Source organism: Celeribacter sp. SCSIO 80838 (assembly GCF_056498065.1).
In genome coordinates this window covers 664,428-680,595 of the sequence record NZ_JAZKMA010000001.1, presented here as the reverse complement: position 1 = coordinate 680,595, position 16,168 = coordinate 664,428, and the positions used below count along the sequence as shown (strand labels likewise).

13 protein-coding genes are annotated in these 16,168 nt (G+C 61.4%); 1 reads left to right on the top strand and 12 read right to left on the bottom strand.

The genetic code is table 11. The features are described 5' to 3' along the window. Positions 1 to 27 precede the first annotated feature (27 nt). The 12 genes from V1475_RS03280 to V1475_RS03225 form a co-directional block, all read right to left on the bottom strand. Positions 28 to 639, bottom strand: a complete 612-nt coding sequence (locus tag V1475_RS03280) for a hypothetical protein (protein WP_479411606.1) — start codon at positions 637 to 639, stop codon at positions 28 to 30. Positions 640 to 1,176: 537 nt separating this feature from the next. Continuing rightward, on the bottom strand, positions 1,177 to 2,115 hold the full coding sequence (locus tag V1475_RS03275) for a sugar-binding transcriptional regulator (protein ID WP_479411605.1): 939 nt from the start codon (positions 2,113 to 2,115) through the stop codon (positions 1,177 to 1,179). A gap of 35 nt (positions 2,116 to 2,150) precedes the next feature. Continuing rightward, on the bottom strand, positions 2,151 to 3,158 hold the full coding sequence (locus V1475_RS03270; protein WP_479411604.1) for a hypothetical protein: 1,008 nt from the start codon (positions 3,156 to 3,158) through the stop codon (positions 2,151 to 2,153). Positions 3,159 to 3,161: 3 nt separating this feature from the next. Further along, complete coding sequence (locus V1475_RS03265; protein WP_479411603.1) at positions 3,162 to 4,241, bottom strand: ABC transporter ATP-binding protein; 1,080 nt, start codon at positions 4,239 to 4,241, stop codon at positions 3,162 to 3,164. A 9-nt stretch (positions 4,242 to 4,250) separates the two neighbouring features. Continuing rightward, positions 4,251 to 5,066, bottom strand: coding sequence for a carbohydrate ABC transporter permease (locus V1475_RS03260; protein ID WP_479411602.1), 816 nt, complete (start codon positions 5,064 to 5,066; stop codon positions 4,251 to 4,253). Beyond that, a complete protein-coding gene (locus tag V1475_RS03255) occupies positions 5,054 to 5,926 on the bottom strand; it encodes a carbohydrate ABC transporter permease (RefSeq protein ID WP_167601051.1) in 873 nt (290 codons plus the stop codon). Before V1475_RS03255 ends, V1475_RS03260 begins: the two co-directional genes overlap by 13 nt. Before the next feature lie 99 nt (positions 5,927 to 6,025). Beyond that, on the bottom strand, positions 6,026 to 7,297 hold the full coding sequence (locus V1475_RS03250) for an ABC transporter substrate-binding protein (RefSeq protein ID WP_479411601.1): 1,272 nt from the start codon (positions 7,295 to 7,297) through the stop codon (positions 6,026 to 6,028). 56 nt (positions 7,298 to 7,353) lie between these two features. Continuing rightward, positions 7,354 to 8,838, bottom strand: a complete 1,485-nt coding sequence (locus tag V1475_RS03245) for an FGGY-family carbohydrate kinase (RefSeq protein WP_479411600.1) — start codon at positions 8,836 to 8,838, stop codon at positions 7,354 to 7,356. Next, positions 8,835 to 10,478 carry a glycerol-3-phosphate dehydrogenase/oxidase gene (locus V1475_RS03240; protein WP_479411599.1) on the bottom strand — a complete coding sequence of 548 codons (1,644 nt, stop codon included), beginning with the start codon at positions 10,476 to 10,478 and terminating at the stop codon, positions 8,835 to 8,837. The genes V1475_RS03245 and V1475_RS03240 overlap by 4 nt, the downstream gene beginning before the upstream one ends. A 471-nt stretch (positions 10,479 to 10,949) precedes the next feature. Continuing rightward, positions 10,950 to 12,209 (bottom strand): O-antigen ligase family protein, encoded by a 1,260-nt coding sequence (locus V1475_RS03235; protein ID WP_479411598.1) that lies wholly within the window; start codon positions 12,207 to 12,209, stop codon positions 10,950 to 10,952. Continuing rightward, a complete protein-coding gene (locus tag V1475_RS03230) occupies positions 12,187 to 13,665 on the bottom strand; it encodes a GumC family protein (protein WP_479411597.1) in 1,479 nt (492 codons plus the stop codon). The genes V1475_RS03235 and V1475_RS03230 overlap by 23 nt, the downstream gene beginning before the upstream one ends. A 125-nt stretch (positions 13,666 to 13,790) precedes the next feature. Further along, positions 13,791 to 14,405: a response regulator transcription factor gene (locus tag V1475_RS03225; protein WP_434289909.1), complete on the bottom strand. Its 615-nt coding sequence runs from the start codon at positions 14,403 to 14,405 to the stop codon at positions 13,791 to 13,793. Positions 14,406 to 14,684: 279 nt separating this feature from the next. On the opposite strand from V1475_RS03225, the gene V1475_RS03220 reads away from it, so the two are divergent. Continuing rightward, entirely contained in the window at positions 14,685 to 16,070 is a 1,386-nt protein-coding gene (locus V1475_RS03220) for a WecB/TagA/CpsF family glycosyltransferase (RefSeq protein WP_479411596.1), read from the top strand. Positions 16,071 to 16,168: the final 98 nt, after the last annotated feature.

The window sequence follows — 16,168 nt, the reverse complement described above, 5'->3', positions numbered from 1 at the left end:
TTTCTTTCGATTGGGGTACGGATTGAGTTATTTGCTGACCGGAATACGAAAACTCACGTTTTCGGTGCCAGGCAAATCACCCACACCAACCAATTGTCCTTGTTCATCAAGATTGAGCGCCTTCCATTTCCTCCAGAGCGCAACAGAGACGCCTGTATCACTCAAACGCACAAAGCAATCGTTATCATGTTCGTCAGTGTAGCAGTTTTCTGCGTCATCAAATTTGCCTACGCGTATGTTTAAGTAACCGTCGGTCTTTCCTTGGATAGAGCCTCCCGCGTTTTGGATGTACCCACCAGCTCGAGATATATCCTCAGCTGACATAAAAATCGCTAGGTTCGGCCCGCTTTTAAAAAACGCATCCAGTGCCATGCGTTGCACAACCGGGTTCGGGCTATAGAGACCGTAATCAAGCGCCATTCGCTCCAGCGTCGCATCCCCGCTTCCAAGCATGATTTCCATCGCCGCCATGGAGCGCTGGGGATCAGGATCGTTCAGAAGGACTTGGTACTCGTTCAGCCCCCCGACTTTTTGGTCAACCTGAGCCAGAATGTCGGCGGCGGACAAAGTTTGCGCATGCGCAATATTGGTTGAAAGTGTTGAACCAATCATCAGTGACAGCACTAAAGAAAATCGCATTTTAATCCCCTTCGGATCATCGGAATGAACAAATCTTACGAGTAAGTTTCTTCAGCTTGCATGATGGGTCAAGGACCAATGTGTTTTTCAGGCGATGTATCGAATATTCTCGGCCTTAATGCGGTGAGGGAGAGAGCATGTCGCAGAGGCAAAGAAATTTGTCACTAGGGGCAAGTGTTATGCGTGAGCATCATCTTTAGATGTGCATTTTCGGTATTTTCACGCCCCACAGAGGCAAAACTATGGGTCACCGCTCAAAACTTGGGGTACGCCCCATAGTTTTGCCACTTTGCCCCCCATAGTTCTGCCTCTGGCTCAGAAAATAAAAACCTTTCCTCGTCTTATGGTTTAGGCGTTCGAGCATCTTAGCAGCTCGATCTCTTGTGAAGCTTTTTTGTAAGTGTGGGCGGAAAGCGGTCCTCCGCTGCTGTCTGCGCCGAGGTCAGCTGTGCGGACTTTGCAGCCTTTCGCTGCAGGTACGAAGCTCCCCGGTTTCATTTCAGAAAGCGGTCGCCTTGCGGACCACAGAGCCTCTGGTCAATCGACCAACTTGACGGCCAAAGCCTCGTTCAGGGCAATGTGCGAGGCATAGCCCCCCCGAAGGGCCGCACGTGTCGCATCCAATTTCTCCAGTCCGCTCACAACCAGAAGCCCCGACATGTTCCGGAGCAGCGCATGGTCGGCACTGATCATACGACGGTCCAGCTCTCCGAGCACAGGCTCGCCCTGCGCATCGACGAACCGGCCTGCGATGATCCCCACGGCGCCTTTCGACACATACTCCGCCACATCTTCCGGCGTGGCGATATTGAACTGAACCACATGGGTATTCTCGGTGCAGGGGCTGAGAGAATAGATCGCCTTGGTGCAATCGCCCAGGAGCCGGATCTGCTCTGAGATGATCGGCTCCTGGCGCAATCGCTCCGCCAAAGACGCCTCGGAACACACGGCAGGGGCGTTCAGGTTGATGCATTGGGCCGACAGGCGGCGCGCGATCTCGGTTGTGCAGCTTTCGCAGGTCGGCAACAACGGGTTGGCCAAGGAGCCGATCAACTGACGCACAACCAGCCCGTCCACCGGCCACCACGGCACGCGTTCAGACACGAAAGACACCGTCTGCCCCCAGCTCACCCCCAAGGTTTCCCCGGGCGCCACGAAATCGGGCAAAAGCTGTGCGGCAGCTTCGCAGACCTGAAGCATCGTCTCGGCGGCGCTTTCCTCTTCGGGCACCACATGTGCGCCCTCGAGGCCGTAGATCTCGCACAACCGATCCGCCAGATCGTTCACCCGAAAATGCGTGCCGGAGATTTTCACCCCCACGATCTGACGTTCGCGCGCCAGCCGCAGATAGGTGATCACCGTAGGCCGCGACAGCCCCATTTTCTTGGCAATCTCGGCCTGATTGAGCCCCTTGATGTAATAAAGCCAGGCCGCTTCGGCAACGGTGCGGTCGGTCGGGTGGTTGGCACGCACCATCTCCGGGAACTCCTTTGAAAAACGGGTACGTGACCCTACACCGCGTCCTCAAGCGCGTCAAAGCGGAGCACATCGGCGGTGATCGCCAAATCCTCCTCCAATGCCCGGTCTGGCATCAGACCCAAATGCGCCAGATCGCCGTGATAGCCGCGCACCGCTTCGGCGGGCGTGACATCGCCATCCGCGACACGCCGCATCCAGGCGATGAGCGTGGTCTGATGTTCGGCCTGGTTGATCTTGCGTCCGAACAGCGCCAGCCGCGCGCCGTGGCGCTCGGATTGGGCCACCAGTTCGAAGGTGTCGCGATGGGTCGCACCCGCGCCGCCCAGCACGCCCACGACCATCGACGGGTCATGTGCGGCGAGTTCCGCCATGGCCTCGGGACCATTGTAGGCGACCTTGAGGAATTCGGGACGTTCTGCGCGGGTCAGGCTGGCCAGAAGGCGGATGATATTGTCGTTCACAAAAGCCCCGAGTCGTTCGGGCACAACCGCATCGGGCATGTTCGGATTGAAGACTTCGAGAAAGTGCTGAACCCCTGCGGCCCGCGCCTCGCGCCGGAACGCGGCATAGGCCTCAAGCGCGCGGGTATCGGCCTCCGTGTCGTTGTTGAAAGTCAGCGAATAGAGGCAGAGGTTGGCGGGCGCAAACTCCAGATCGGCCCCACGATAGGGCCGCGACGGCACGGTGTTATGCGCCGCACCGCGCAGATTGCCCCAGACACAGGTTGTCTCATTGCCGCGAAAGGCGGGCTGAATGGCACTTTTGGCAAAGGCGCCTTCCGCCTGCAACAGATCCATGGTGCCCGCGGCGGTGAGCATGATGTCGACGACGTCCTGTTGGATGATCTGCCGAACCTCGTCCAAAAACTGAGGCCGTGTACGGGGGCCAGTGGGTCGCCCTGCGGCATCGCGCGCCAGCCCCAGAGCAGGCACGCCGCCGGTGACTTCGGTGTCTTTGGCGTCGGCGATCATATAGTCGCCCTTGCGATAGCCGCCCAACCGGATGCGGGCAATCTTGTCTGTATAACGCTGTTTGCTCATTCCTCATACTCCTCTCAAGCTCTGGCCGGTTTCCGGCTCAAAAACATGGACCTTGTCCCGCCGGATCGCGAAATGAACGGTGTCGTTTTGCGACAGACGGCGGAAGCGCTGAGTGACAAAGGACATTTCCTCGCCTTCGACTTCGGTGATGACCTGACCCTCTGCACCCATGTTTTCGACCAATACAACAGTCCCCGTGATGGCGTTTTCCGCATCAGGCTCGCAGAGATCCATACTTGCCGGACGCAGGCCCAGCTCAACCTTTTGCCCCGGTTTCAGGGAAGGAAACGCCTCGGGATCAAGGGTGATCGCAATCCCCCCCGCCCGCGCCACGTGGCCCTCTTCCATTGTCGCGTGGAGGAAATTCATCGCGGGCGTGCCGATAAAATCCGCCACGAACCGCGAGGCGGGGCGCTCAAAGATTTCGTCCGGCGTGCCCATCTGTTCGATCTTGCCGTCGCGCATCAACACGATGCGGTCGGCGATGGTCATTGCCTCAAGCTGATCGTGGGTGACGAAAATGGTCGTGGTCTTGAGTTGCAGGTGCATCTTGCGGATTTCCGTCCGCAGTTTTTCCCTCAGCTTGGCGTCGAGATTGGACAGCGGCTCGTCAAAGAGGAACACCTTCGGCGTCTTGATCATCGCGCGGGCCATGGCAACGCGCTGTTGTTGACCGCCGGAGAGGTTTTTCGGACGCCGGTCGAGATATGGCGCGAGGCCCAGCATCTCGGCCACCTGCTCCAAACGCGGGGCAATCTCCGACTTGGGAACGCCCTGACGACGCAGCCCGAAGGTGATGTTGTCGGCGACGCTCATATGCGGATACAGCGCGTAGCTTTGAAACACCATGGCAACGCCGCGCTCGCCGGGCGGCAGGTCGGTGACATCTGTTCCGCCGATTTCGATCCGCCCGCCGGTGACTTCCTCGAGCCCCGCAACCATGCGCAGCATCGTGGATTTGCCGCAGCCCGAGGGGCCGAGAAAGACGACGAATTCATGATCGGGGATCGAGAGGTTCATCCCCTCGATCACAGGGTACGCGCCATAGGATTTGACGATGTCGGTACAAGAAATATTGGCCATTGATCTGTCCTATTTCCGGCCGCTTTGGACCGAGGTGTTGAGAAGGCCCATCAGAAGGCCGATGAAGACGAGCGGCGGCACCACGAGGAGCACGGTCGCGGCATTGATGACGCCCCAGGGGACCTCCTTGCCCAGCGAGGTGATGGAGGCCGCAACCACCGGAAGGGTGGCGTTCTGCGCCGCGAGTGTGAGCGCAAGCAAAAGCTCGTTCCAGACCAGCACGAAGGTGAACACCAGCGCGCCGAAGAGAGAGGGGGACGCCACCGGCAATGCAAACCGCCAGAAGATCTCGAAGGGGGAACATCCCTCCATCGCCGCCGCTTCCTCGATGTTGAGCGGCACGCGCTCAAACGCCGGAACCGACAGCCAGATCACCGTCGAGATCGTGGTGATCAGATAGACGAGGATCAGGCCAAAGAGCGTGTCGTAGATGCCGAGATCGAGATAGATGACGATGAACGGGATTGCGATCGCCACCGGCGGCATGAAGCGCAGCGAGAGCACGAAGAACTGCACATCGTCGCCCCATTTCCGGGCATGACGCGCCAACGTATAGGCCGCGGGAATGCCGAGTGCCGCCCCGATGATCACAGAGGCCGAGACGACAATCACAGAGTGCAAAAGCCCGTCGCGAATGGTCGGATTGCGCAGAATCGTAGCAAAGTTCTCAAGCGTCGGCGAGAATAAGAGCTTCGGCACCGGTGTGACGATGTCGCGCAACTCCTTGAAGGCGCCCAGAACCGTCCAGAGGATCGGCCCGAGGGCCACGACAATCAGCAAAGCCAAAAGCGCGCGGGTGAGTGTGACGGATATCAGGCGGCCCATTTTTTCCCCGCTTTCCAGATGATGGTGAAGACGACGGTGGTGACGATGAGCAACAGGATCGACATGGCGGAGGCGTAGGAAATCCGGCCGCCCATATTGATGCCCATCTGATAGGCATAAAGATCGAGCGTTTCCGTTGCCGTCCCTGGCCCGCCGCCCGTCATGACAAAGATCAGATCAAAGGACCGCAGGCTCTCCACCGCCTTGACCAGAGCCAGCGAAATGATCGGCGCCTTGAGCATCGGCAGGGTGACATAGGCGTGGATTTCCCAAGTGCGCGCATTGTCGAGCATGGCGGCCTCGATCGGATCACGCGGCAGGGTTTCCATCAGCTTCAACAGGATGACGGTGAAGAACAGACCCCATTGCCAGATGTCGACGATGGCGACCGAGATGAGCGCCAGAGACGGATCGGCCAGAAACTCGACCGGGCCAATGCCCACAAGACCGCAGAGGTAGTTGATCAGACCCAGAGAGGGCGAATAGAGGAACCGCCAGATAAAGGCCGCAGCCACGCGCGGCAGGAGCACCGGCACCAGAAAGGCGAAGCAAATGAGGTTGCGCCAAAGCGGCTTTTTCACCGTCTCGTAGATCAGCACCGCCAGAAGGACCGCCAGAACCAATGTCCCGGTGACGGTCACGACCTCCCATATGGCGGAGATTTCCAGCGCATTGAAAAACCGTTTGTCCCGCAGCAGGCGCAGAAAGTTGTAGGCGCCGACGAACTCATAGTCCGAACTGCGCAGCGTGCGGTTCATCAGCGCGAACCAGACCGCGCCAGCCACGGACACAAGCGCGAGCGAGGCCAGTATACCGATGGCAGGCACCAGAGAGAGGGTGACAAATGTTTTGCGTTTCATAGGGCGTCCTTCGACGTCGGAAAGCGAGAAAAAGGGGAGGGACCGGCGCGCCCTGTCTTCGTTGGCCCACGGAAGGCGGGGCACGCCGGATGGCTGCGGTTACTTGAGCCGCATCAGGCTGTCTTCGGCGAAGAAGGCCGCTTCATCGAGCGCGCCCGCGATGTCGTCGCGCGTGCCGGTGAAGACCTCCTCCAGCGCAAGACCAAGCGTGTCGCCGATCTCCGGCCAGGCCGGGCTTTTCATGATCAGAAGATCGGTTTTCGGACCGGTCGCCAGCATGGCTTCGACATATTGCGCCGGAACCAGCGATTGATAGGCCTCGCTCTCAAGCGTCGAGGTGCGGCCTATGTCGGAGGCAATCCCGGCCTCAAGCCGCTGTTGCTCCATCTCTTTCGACGTGGCCCAGCCGACGAAATCGCCCGCGATGGTCTTGGCGCAATCGTCCGCTGCGCCTGCTTTCGACACGGCCCAGCCATGCGCCCAGCCAGCGGACGGGAGCGGATCGGGTGGCGGCGCGTAGCCCACCTTGCCGACGACGGTCGATTTGGACGGGTCTTCCATCCATGGTCCGAACACGTCGGATTCGATCAGGATCGCGACCTGACCACCCCGAAACGCTTCGACCGCATCGGACCAGTTGAAGGTGCCGACACCCGGCGGGCCGTAGGACATCAGATCGGTGTAAAGCTCGGTCGCCTCAACCGCCGCTTCGCTGTTAAACGCAGGCATATCGCCGTCAAGCCATTCGCCGCCCATGGCGCGGAAAAACGGCGTCCAACGCCAGACGTTCATGCCAGACCCGCGCTGACCCCGCGCGGCCCAGCCATGCGCGCCATTGTCGGCGGCATCGAGCACCTTGACCGCTTCGACCAGCTCATCAAGCGTGTCCGGTACACCAAGACCGGCGGCTTCCAACAGATCCGTGCGCACCATCATCACATCGCCGCCACCCACGAAGGGCGCGAAATACTGCGTGCCATCGACCGTCGCGACATTGCTCAGATCGGTGCGGAAATCCGCGATGTCATAGCTCTCAGGCACCACATCGGCGAGCGGGTAAATCCAATCGGCGCTGACATATTCGGCGAGGTTCGCCTCGTCGATGTAAAGCACCTGATAGGACCCGGCGCCGGTCGAAGCATCGAGCCGCGCTTTGGCCCGACGCTCATTCTCACCCAGAAGCGTGATCTTCACTTCCGTGTCCCATTTGTCGTTGAACTCCGACAGATGCGCATCCAGTGCGGTGACGGCGGGCATGCCCTGGCCGATTACGTTGAGCGTCGGCAACGCGCCCTTGCAGGCCTCTTGTGCCTGGGCTTGAGCCGCCAGCGCGCAGAGCGCCGTGCCAAGCAGCAAAGATGTCCTTTTCATTGGTCTTCCTCCCTAGATATGCGTGATCCTTGATGGACCTTCGCGGTTCATGCCCCTTACTGGGGCGTCTCCTCCATCAGCGCGGTGACACCTGCATCGAGATGACAAAATCGCGCAAATCTCTCTTCATAGAGGGGGGCAAGCGCCGGGTCGGGATCATGGCGTCGGGCGACATGGGTCATCGCCTGCGTGGCCTCTCCCAGATCGCCATAGGCCCCGGCCGCCACCGCCGCACAGATCGCCGCGCCCAGCGCTCCCACTTCGCCCGCGCGCACCGCCTCCACGGGGCGCTGACAAATGTCGGCGAAAATCTGGGTCCAGACGGGCGATTTCGCGGCCCCGCCCGCAAGCCGGATGACCGGCGGAAACTGGCGCCCCGACAGCGCCACGGCGTCTTCGGCATGGCGTCGGGCCTGAAAGGCAACGCCTTCGTAAATCGCGCGGAGCATTGTGCCCGTGTCATCGCCCGCGCCGAGGTCCAGAAATCCGCCGCGCTTGGGATCGGGACCGAACACATAGGGCAGAAACTGACAGCGGCGCGCCGAAACGGGGCTGGTTTCGACCAGCTTGTTCGCCTCTTCGATCGTGACCCGTCCGCCCAGCGCCCGGTCGAGATACCAGCCGAGATTGGCCGCCGAACAGGGGCTGCCCTCGGCAATGAGCCGCGTGCCGGATGCGCCGTAGCGAAAGTTCAGGATCGGCGCGCCGGTGATCTCGGAGGTCGAGGTTTCCAGACTGTTGATCGACCAGGTGCCCGCAATCATGGTCAGGATCTCCGGCCCCATGGCCCCCGCCCCCAACGAACAGGCGGCGACATCCATCATGGACCCCGCGACGGGAATACCCTCCGGCAGGCCGGTCTCTTGGGCCGCTTCGGCACTGATCCGCCCCGCGACGCCGTCGCTTGGGACGATGTCCGGCAAGCGATGGCGATGCGGCGCCAAACCGAGGTCCTGTAGCGCCTCGTCGGCATAGCTCTCAGTTGCAAGGCTCATCAAACCGCCGCCCCCGGCATCCGTCGGATCGGTCAGTGCCGCGCCGGTGAGTTTGAACCGGATCGCATCCTTGCAGCACAGCGCCCAGCGGGTGCGGGCCAGAACTTCGGGCTCCGTGCGCGCGAGATGGGCAAAGACCATCATCGTCTGCCCGCCCCAAAGACGCGTGCCCGTGAGGCCCGTGATCGTCTCGGCGCGGCCTTCGGCGGTGAGCCGATCGACCAGCGGCTGGGCGCGGTGATCGACGGAGACAATGCCTGGGCGCGTCGCCTGACCGCGCTCGTCCAAAAGGAAAATCCCGTTGCCAAAGCCGGTACAGCCCACACCCAGAATCTCGCGCCCGGCGCAATCCTCGACGATCCGACGCAGCGCGGACACGATGCCCGCCCAGAAGGGCGCCAGATCGCGCTCGACCCGCCCGTCGCCGTGATAGATGTTCTCGACATCCGCCGTTTCCGCCGCGACCTCGGTGCCGGAGAGGTCATAGGCCACCACCTTGACCGTCGTGCCGCCTGCGTCGATGGCGATGATCGCTGCGTTTCTCATGCTGCGCCCTCCCGTGTCATGACCCGCGCCCCCATCAGTCGCGGATCGGAGAGCACGGCGTCAATTTCAGCGTTCAGGCTGTCGCGCGCGCGTCCGGTTTCCTCTGACAGGATATCCGCCAATTCCGGCATGGTGTCGGGAGACAACCCATGGCCAAAGCTCAGCCGCGTCCGGCGCAGAATCAGATCCTCTAGCGTCAGCGCGCCACGCACCCGGATCGCGTAACGAATCTCGCCGCGGCAAATGTCGGGCGCCTGCCGCAGTGTCAAAGCATCTGCACCCGTGCAGAGCCCTGCGACATCTCGCGCCAGTGCGCCGTAGCGGTGTAGGAGGCGGTGGGCCAACTCCGCGTCGATCTCACGTTCACGCACCAACTCCTCCGCAGTGCAGGGTGCGGCGCCCGGATATTGTCGCGTTGCCGTGGACACCCGCCGTGTACGTCCGAGGAGCGCGAACACCCGATCCGCAGTTTCTTCGCCAAAGGCGCGAAACGTGGTCCATTTGCCGCCGACCAGTGACAGAATGGGCGGCAAGCTGTCAGAGAAACGATCCTCTTCCAGCGCATGATCGCGGGCAGCGCTGGTGGCCGAACCGCTGCCCTCGCTGCGTCGCAAAGGACGGATGCCGGTGGTCATCGACACGATCTGATCGTGGCGCACCTCAATGTCGGAAAAGAGCCCATTGATCGCGGTGAGCAGATAGGCAATCTCATCGCCCGACACCACCTGATCATCGGGGTTTGGGGTTTCAACCTCGGTGGTTCCCACCAGAACATTGTCCCCCACGGGCAAGGTGATGATCATCCTTCCTGTGCCGTCATCAAAGTAATAGGCATTGCCATCCATCCGGCGATGCAATTCGGCATTGTCGAGCACAAGATGCGCCCCCTTGATGCCCCGCAGATACTGCGTGCGCCCACCCAGCTCTGCATTTGTCCGATCAATCCAGGCGCCCGTCGCATTAACGATCACCTTGGGACGCAGGGCAAAACACTCCGGCCCGAACCGGTCTTCGATGACGATCTGATCCTGCGCCAGGTGCCAGCACACATGATTGAGTGCGACGACCTCGGCTTCTTGATCTAAAGCCTCGCCAAGCATTTCGAAGATCAGCCCCTCCGGCTGGATGATTTGACCGTCGTAATAGGAGACCACGGCTTTCGTACCCGTAGGCAACCCACGGGGAAAGCGATCCCTTTTCAGCAGCGTCTCGTGATCTGGCAAAGGATGCTCGCGCCGTCCGAAGGCTTCGTAGATACGCAAGGCGCCTTCGAGCGCCACAAGCGAGAGAGGACCACCACGCTTTGAGAGACCCAAAAATCTGAAACCTGCCCGCGCCAACCCGGTGAGCCTGTGCGACAAAGGCACCGTGATCTTGAGCGTTTTGACGATATGGCCAGCATTGGCGATGAGCCGATTGCGTTCCCTCGCACTTTCAGCCACCAGGCGAAATTCGCGCCCTTCCAGATACCGTAGCCCGCCATGCGCCATGCGGCTCGAGGCGCCGCTGGCCCCGGCGCAAAAGTCACCTGTATCAATCAAGACGCATGACACGCCGTTCAACGCCAAATCCCGCAGCGTGGCGACGCCGTTCACACCTCCGCCCAGAATGAGCACGTCCGGCTCTTCGATGGCTTTCAACGCCCGAAGATTTCGAGCGCGAAAACCATGATTCCGGAGTGGATCGGTGATGGGGTGCGTTTCTGTGGTCATGTAAACATGTAGTTTGGTTTTTTTACTTTTGTAAAGTAAGTTTTATAAAAATAAACATTACGCAAAAGTCGTACATGGTAGCGCACCCGCCTTTTGCATGCAGATGGGTGTTGTTGCACAACTCAGACTTTCAAGGCGACACAGTGTGACCCCAAGTGGCTGGATGGGCTGTCGCGGTCTTGGCGCTGGCGGGTGAGGTATAGCTGAGATCCGCGCAGTGACCGCACTGGGGGCAAAAGCATTCGTCAGTAGAGGCAAACATGTTGCCATAAATGCTAGACTAAAAGAGACGATTTTCGGTGTTTTCACGCCCCATAGTTTTGCCACTTTGCCCCCCATCATTCTGCCTCTGGCTCATATAATCGGTGCATTTCCCTGTCTGGTGATGACGAGGATCCTTCATCCGAAGCTGCGCAATTCACGTGCATGGATGCCGAGCATCAGAAGCGCGGGCCACAGCAGATAGGTTTCGATCTCGATATTCTCGCCGAAGGATAAAAGCGCGATCACGAGACACAGCCCCAAAGGCAATCGTCCGCGCGGGCCTCGGGCGGCGTCTTGCACCGCAAGCGCGATCTGCCAGACCAGCGGCACGAGAAAGGCGAGAAAGCCGACGACTCCTTTGACAAAGAGCAGGCCGAACCAGGTGTGATGCGATCCGATGGGCATATATTCCACAAGATGCGGTCCGGGCTGGACGCGGCCATGACCGAACCAGACGGCTTCTTCCTGCCAGCGCTCATAGGCGATGCGTTGCAGGGTCGCCCGCACACGGGTGCTGTCGGCGCGCGCGGACTTGAACGCCATAACCCCGGCGCCGAGCGTGCGGGCCAATCCCTGCCCGGTGACGGCCAGCGAGGCCACCAGTGCCGCCAGCACGGTCCAGGCCCAGCTGCGCAAAACCAGTGGCATCAGACGCGGTCCGAGGGTGCAGGCCACCAACCCGACAAGCCCCATCCGGGATTTCGAGGCGAGGATCATGATCACACCCGCGGTCATCCCCGCCGCCCGCCACCCGCGATGTTTTTCTTCCAAAGCGAACAGCACCGTGCAGACGCCCAAGAGCGCCGCGAAGGGGGACCATGGCGCAAAGAACTGCCAGCGCGGGGTCCAGGACGACGGATCGAAGGTGAAAAAGAACACCGAAAAATATTCCGGCCCCGGCCCGCCCACGGCTTTGAGCGGCGAGGTCCAGATGCGCTCCGGCAATCCCAGATAGGGGGCGGCGATCAGCATCGGTGTGACGCATAATGTCCAGAGGCTGAGCTTGCATTGCGCCCGGATCACGACCTCGCGACGCAGGGGCAGCACGGCGCCAGCCAGAGGGAACAAGGCCATCAGGGCCCAGCCTTTGGCCCAGCCGACGGTCGACTTGATCGTCTGCTTGATCCCCATCTCCCAATTCAAATGCCCCACCCAAAGTGCGATCAGCATGACGACCATGGCGACGCACCACGCGATCACAATCGGCGGCGGTGCGCCTGTGGCACGCAGGTCGTCGCGCATCGCGGGGCCCAGATAGAGCGACAGACAAGCCAGCCCCGCGAGGCTCCAGGCCAGCACAGGCCCGACCACATAAAGCGCGCCCAAGGCGTAGAGCGGCCAGGTCCAGACGATGGTCGACCAGACGATGCGTTCAGGCAGCGTTTGCGGTGTCATCGGAGCCTCTTCGGGTCAAACTGGTGATCACGGCATTGCGGACCCAGCCCATGACAAGCGCCACGAGCAACAGGATACTCGCCCCGCCGCCTGCCGCGATGGACAGCTTTTTGCTGGGCGAAGAGGGTGCATCCGGCAGGGTCGGGTCTTCGAGCACCTGCACCAGAGGGTAGGAGGCGTAAATGTCCGTCCGTTGCGATTGGGTGCGGGCGATGGCGGAGGCAAACACCGCCTCGGCGACATCGAAATCCCGCTGAAGATCTTCCAACCGTGCAGCATCCGGTGCCAGCGCATCGAGGCGGGCGCGTTCGGCGGCCAGTTGCGTCTCAAGTGTCCCGAGCTCGCTCGTAAGGCCTGCGCGCTCGGTCTCCTTGCGCACCAGATCGGCCAAAAGCGCGCCGCGCCCGCCCTCGACCGATTGCTCCAGCGGTACGCCCGCGCCGATCAGGGCCAGCGCCCGCGCCTGCATCCGCTCTTGAGCCAGACGATGCGTGGCTTGTGCGCGCTCGACCTGCGGGTGGTGCGCACCATAGCTGGCCTGCGCCGTGGCGAGATCGGAAGAGGTCTTTGCCGTGGCTTGCATCAAGGCCACATAAATCTCGTCGCTGTTCAGTTTCAGGATATGCGCGGCGGTGCGGGCATCGACGTCCAGACGTCCCTCCAGCTGCCGGACCGTGCTTTCGACACGGGCATGTTCGGCGCGCTGCGTTTCGATCCGCGCGCGCAAGGCCTCCGCCTCTTGCAGATATCGTTGGTATTGCTCGGCAGAGTACAGGCCGGAGCTGTTGCGCAGGGCGGCGATGTCGTCGCGGGTGCGGGCGACGGAGGCGCGATAGTCGTGGATCGCGTCGAGCCCCCCGATCTCGCGGGTCTCCTGTTCATCCGCACGCAGCCGGTCGATCTCCGCCGTGAATGCGGTCAAAAGCGCGCGCGTGCGGGCGCGGGCCTCTTCGGGGCTGGGGCCGTTGAGTTTGACGTGTATGAAGGCGGTCTGATCGACGAGCTGCACCTGCGGATTGCCAAAAGCCGTGCGCGGGACGTCAAGTTGGCGGGCGGCTTCCAAGACGACCCGGTCGGCGGCGATCAGGCGCTTGTAAGTCTCCGTCGGGCTCACCGAATTGTTCGCGAAAGCCGAGTTTGCGTGGGTCGACGCCTGCCCGATCTCCGCCAGATTGACCGAAGACGAGGCCCCTGAGCCGGGCAGGATCAGGGACATATGGCTGGTGAAACTTGGCGGCGTCGAACTGAGGTAAAACAGGATCGGTGTCCAGACGCTTGCAAGACCGGCCAACAAGAACACCAGATAGCGCGGCAGTCGCCCGAGGTCTCGGGTCGAGCCGCCACGCAGCAGCCGTCCGAAAGACGGCCAGCTGCGCGCCAAAGGGAGGTGCAGGCGCGGCAGACGGTGGACGGCAGAGGCCTTTGCAGAGGCCGGGGGGGCAAAACTGAGGGTCACTGGAAAACTCCTTTGCCCTCAGTCTATCAATGCATGCGCCTTAATCCCTGCACGCGTCCGGCCTGTCGCGCGGCGCGTTTGCTTTCGAGCCTCGCCTTTCGGATAGGATCAGAACAGAGCGCAGGTCAGAACAGCCCGGCATCGCGGGCGACAATCGCCGCCTGGGTGCGGTTGTTGACCTCGAGCTTGCGAAACAGGGTTTTCATATGCAGTTTGATCGTTGGCTCCGTCAGGTCGAGATCGCGGGCGATCTCCTTGTTCGACTTGCCGGCCGAAAGACCTTCGAGCACCTGCATCTCGCGCGGGGTGAGCCTCTCTTCGAGCGGGTGGGCTTCCGTATCATCCGGCGCAGTCATGAAGTCGATCGGCGCATATTGTTCGCCCATCGCCATGAACCGGACGGCATTGGCCAGAGATTTCGCGGGCAGGGTTTTCGGCACGAATCCCGCTGCGCCAAGCGCAAGCGCCTGTTCGGCGATCTCTTTCGTCGCTTCGCCGGACATCAGCGCAACCCTTTGGCCGCCCCCTTGCGCGAGCGCACGTTTGAGCCCCTCAAGCCCCTGCATGCCCGGCATCCGGTAATCCAGAAGCACCAGATCGTAGGGCGCATCCTCAGCGACCCGGTCGAGCGCCTCATCGAGGCTCGCCGCGCTGCCCGTCTCAATCCCGCCCTGTGCGGTCAGAAAGGCAATCAACGTGTCGCGCAGGAGATCATGGTCATCGGCAATCAATACGCGCATCAAAGTCTTCCTCTTCTCGCACAGTCCTGAACGAGCCCCCGGGCACAGTCTACGGACGTACATAAAATATTCACCAACAATAACGTGTAGCGCGCCTATCCCGATGGGTAGGCACGATCCCCTCCGGATCAGCGTCCCATCAGTTGCGCCATATGTCACGTGCTTTCGGAGCATAGCACGATCCTCTGCGCTTTGCGCATCTCCCTTCGCGAAATTGCGAGAGAGGTCAGAGATCTGGACCCTGAGAGGCAGAAACGTCTCATAAAAGGTCTTCTGCTCATGACACAGCATTACTCTCTTTTCGACGGTCCTCATGCGCCCGTCATCCTGCCTGACACTCTGCCGACCCTGTCCGTTCTGGGCCTGCCCCTGATCAACAGCACAAGTCTGAAGGTGATCCCGCGGCTTCTGCAAGCTCAGCCGCAAACCGTCTATTTCCTCAATGCCCATTGCGCCAATATCAAGGCGCGCGACCGCAGCTACGCCAGCGCTCTGGCGCGCGCGACCCATGTTTTGCCGGATGGGATCGGCGTCGAACTGGCGGCGCGGATGACGGGCGGACATTTCGAGGAGAACCTCAACGGCACGGATTTCACCCCGGCGCTTTTGCGTGTCGCAGCGGAGCGTGGCCTGTCGGTCTTCCTGTTCGGCGCCAGCCCCGGCACGGCAGAACGTGCGGCGCAAAAACTGGCCGGGGATCTTCCCGGGCTGCGCATCGCGGGCACCCGCGACGGCTATGAGGGCGCGCGCTGTGCGCAGGCCGCGATTGCCGAGATCAACGCTTCGGGTGCCGACATCGTGCTGGTCGCCATGGGGGTGCCGAAACAGGAGCTTTGGATCGATCAGCACCGCAAGGCCATCAAGGCCCGGCTGGTGATGGGCGTCGGCGCGCTGTTCGATTTTCTCGCGGGCAATGTCACCCGCGCGCCTCTGGTGGTGCGCAAGGCGAAACTGGAATGGGCCTGGCGTCTGATGCAGGAGCCGCGTCGTCTGGCGAAACGTTACCTGATCGGCAACGCGACCTTTCTGTCCCGCGCGGGCTTTCACGCCCTGCGTCAAATCCCGTCCGAAACGGTCTGGAAACGCGCCCTTGATCTGGTGGGGAGCGGGATTCTCGTCGCCATGCTCGCACCTCTGATGGTGCTGATCGCAACCCTCATCCGGATCGAGAGCCGTGGTCCTGCGCTGTTCAAACAGGTGCGGGTGGGGCGGAACGGTCGGCATTTCACGATCTACAAATTCCGCAGCATGTATCTCGATGCCGAAGACCGTCTTGCTGCGCTGCGGGGTCAATCGGATCGTGAGGGCATCTGTTTCAAATCCCGTCACGATCCGCGCGTGACGCGGATGGGGCGGGTCCTGCGGCGTGCCTCTCTCGACGAGTTGCCGCAGATTTTCAACGTCCTTCTGGGCCAGATGTCACTGGTCGGACCGCGTCCCGCGCTGCCCACCGAGGTCGAACACTTCCCGGTCGCCGCACAGGAGCGTCTGCGGGCGCGACCGGGCATCACCGGCTTGTGGCAGGTGTCCGGGCGCGCTGACATCGGTTTCGAGAAGATGATCGATATGGACATTGCCTATGTCCGGTCGCGCTCTGTGCTGCTCGATCTTTTCATACTGGCGATGACGGCGCGGGCCGTGATCGGCGGCCGGGGCGCCTATTGACGCTGCGGTTCTGTCAGGCCGGTTATATCCGAACGGATAGGTGCAAAAGCCCGATGCACCCTAGGTCAAGGCGCTGAAACGGTGCAGAATACCGAGAT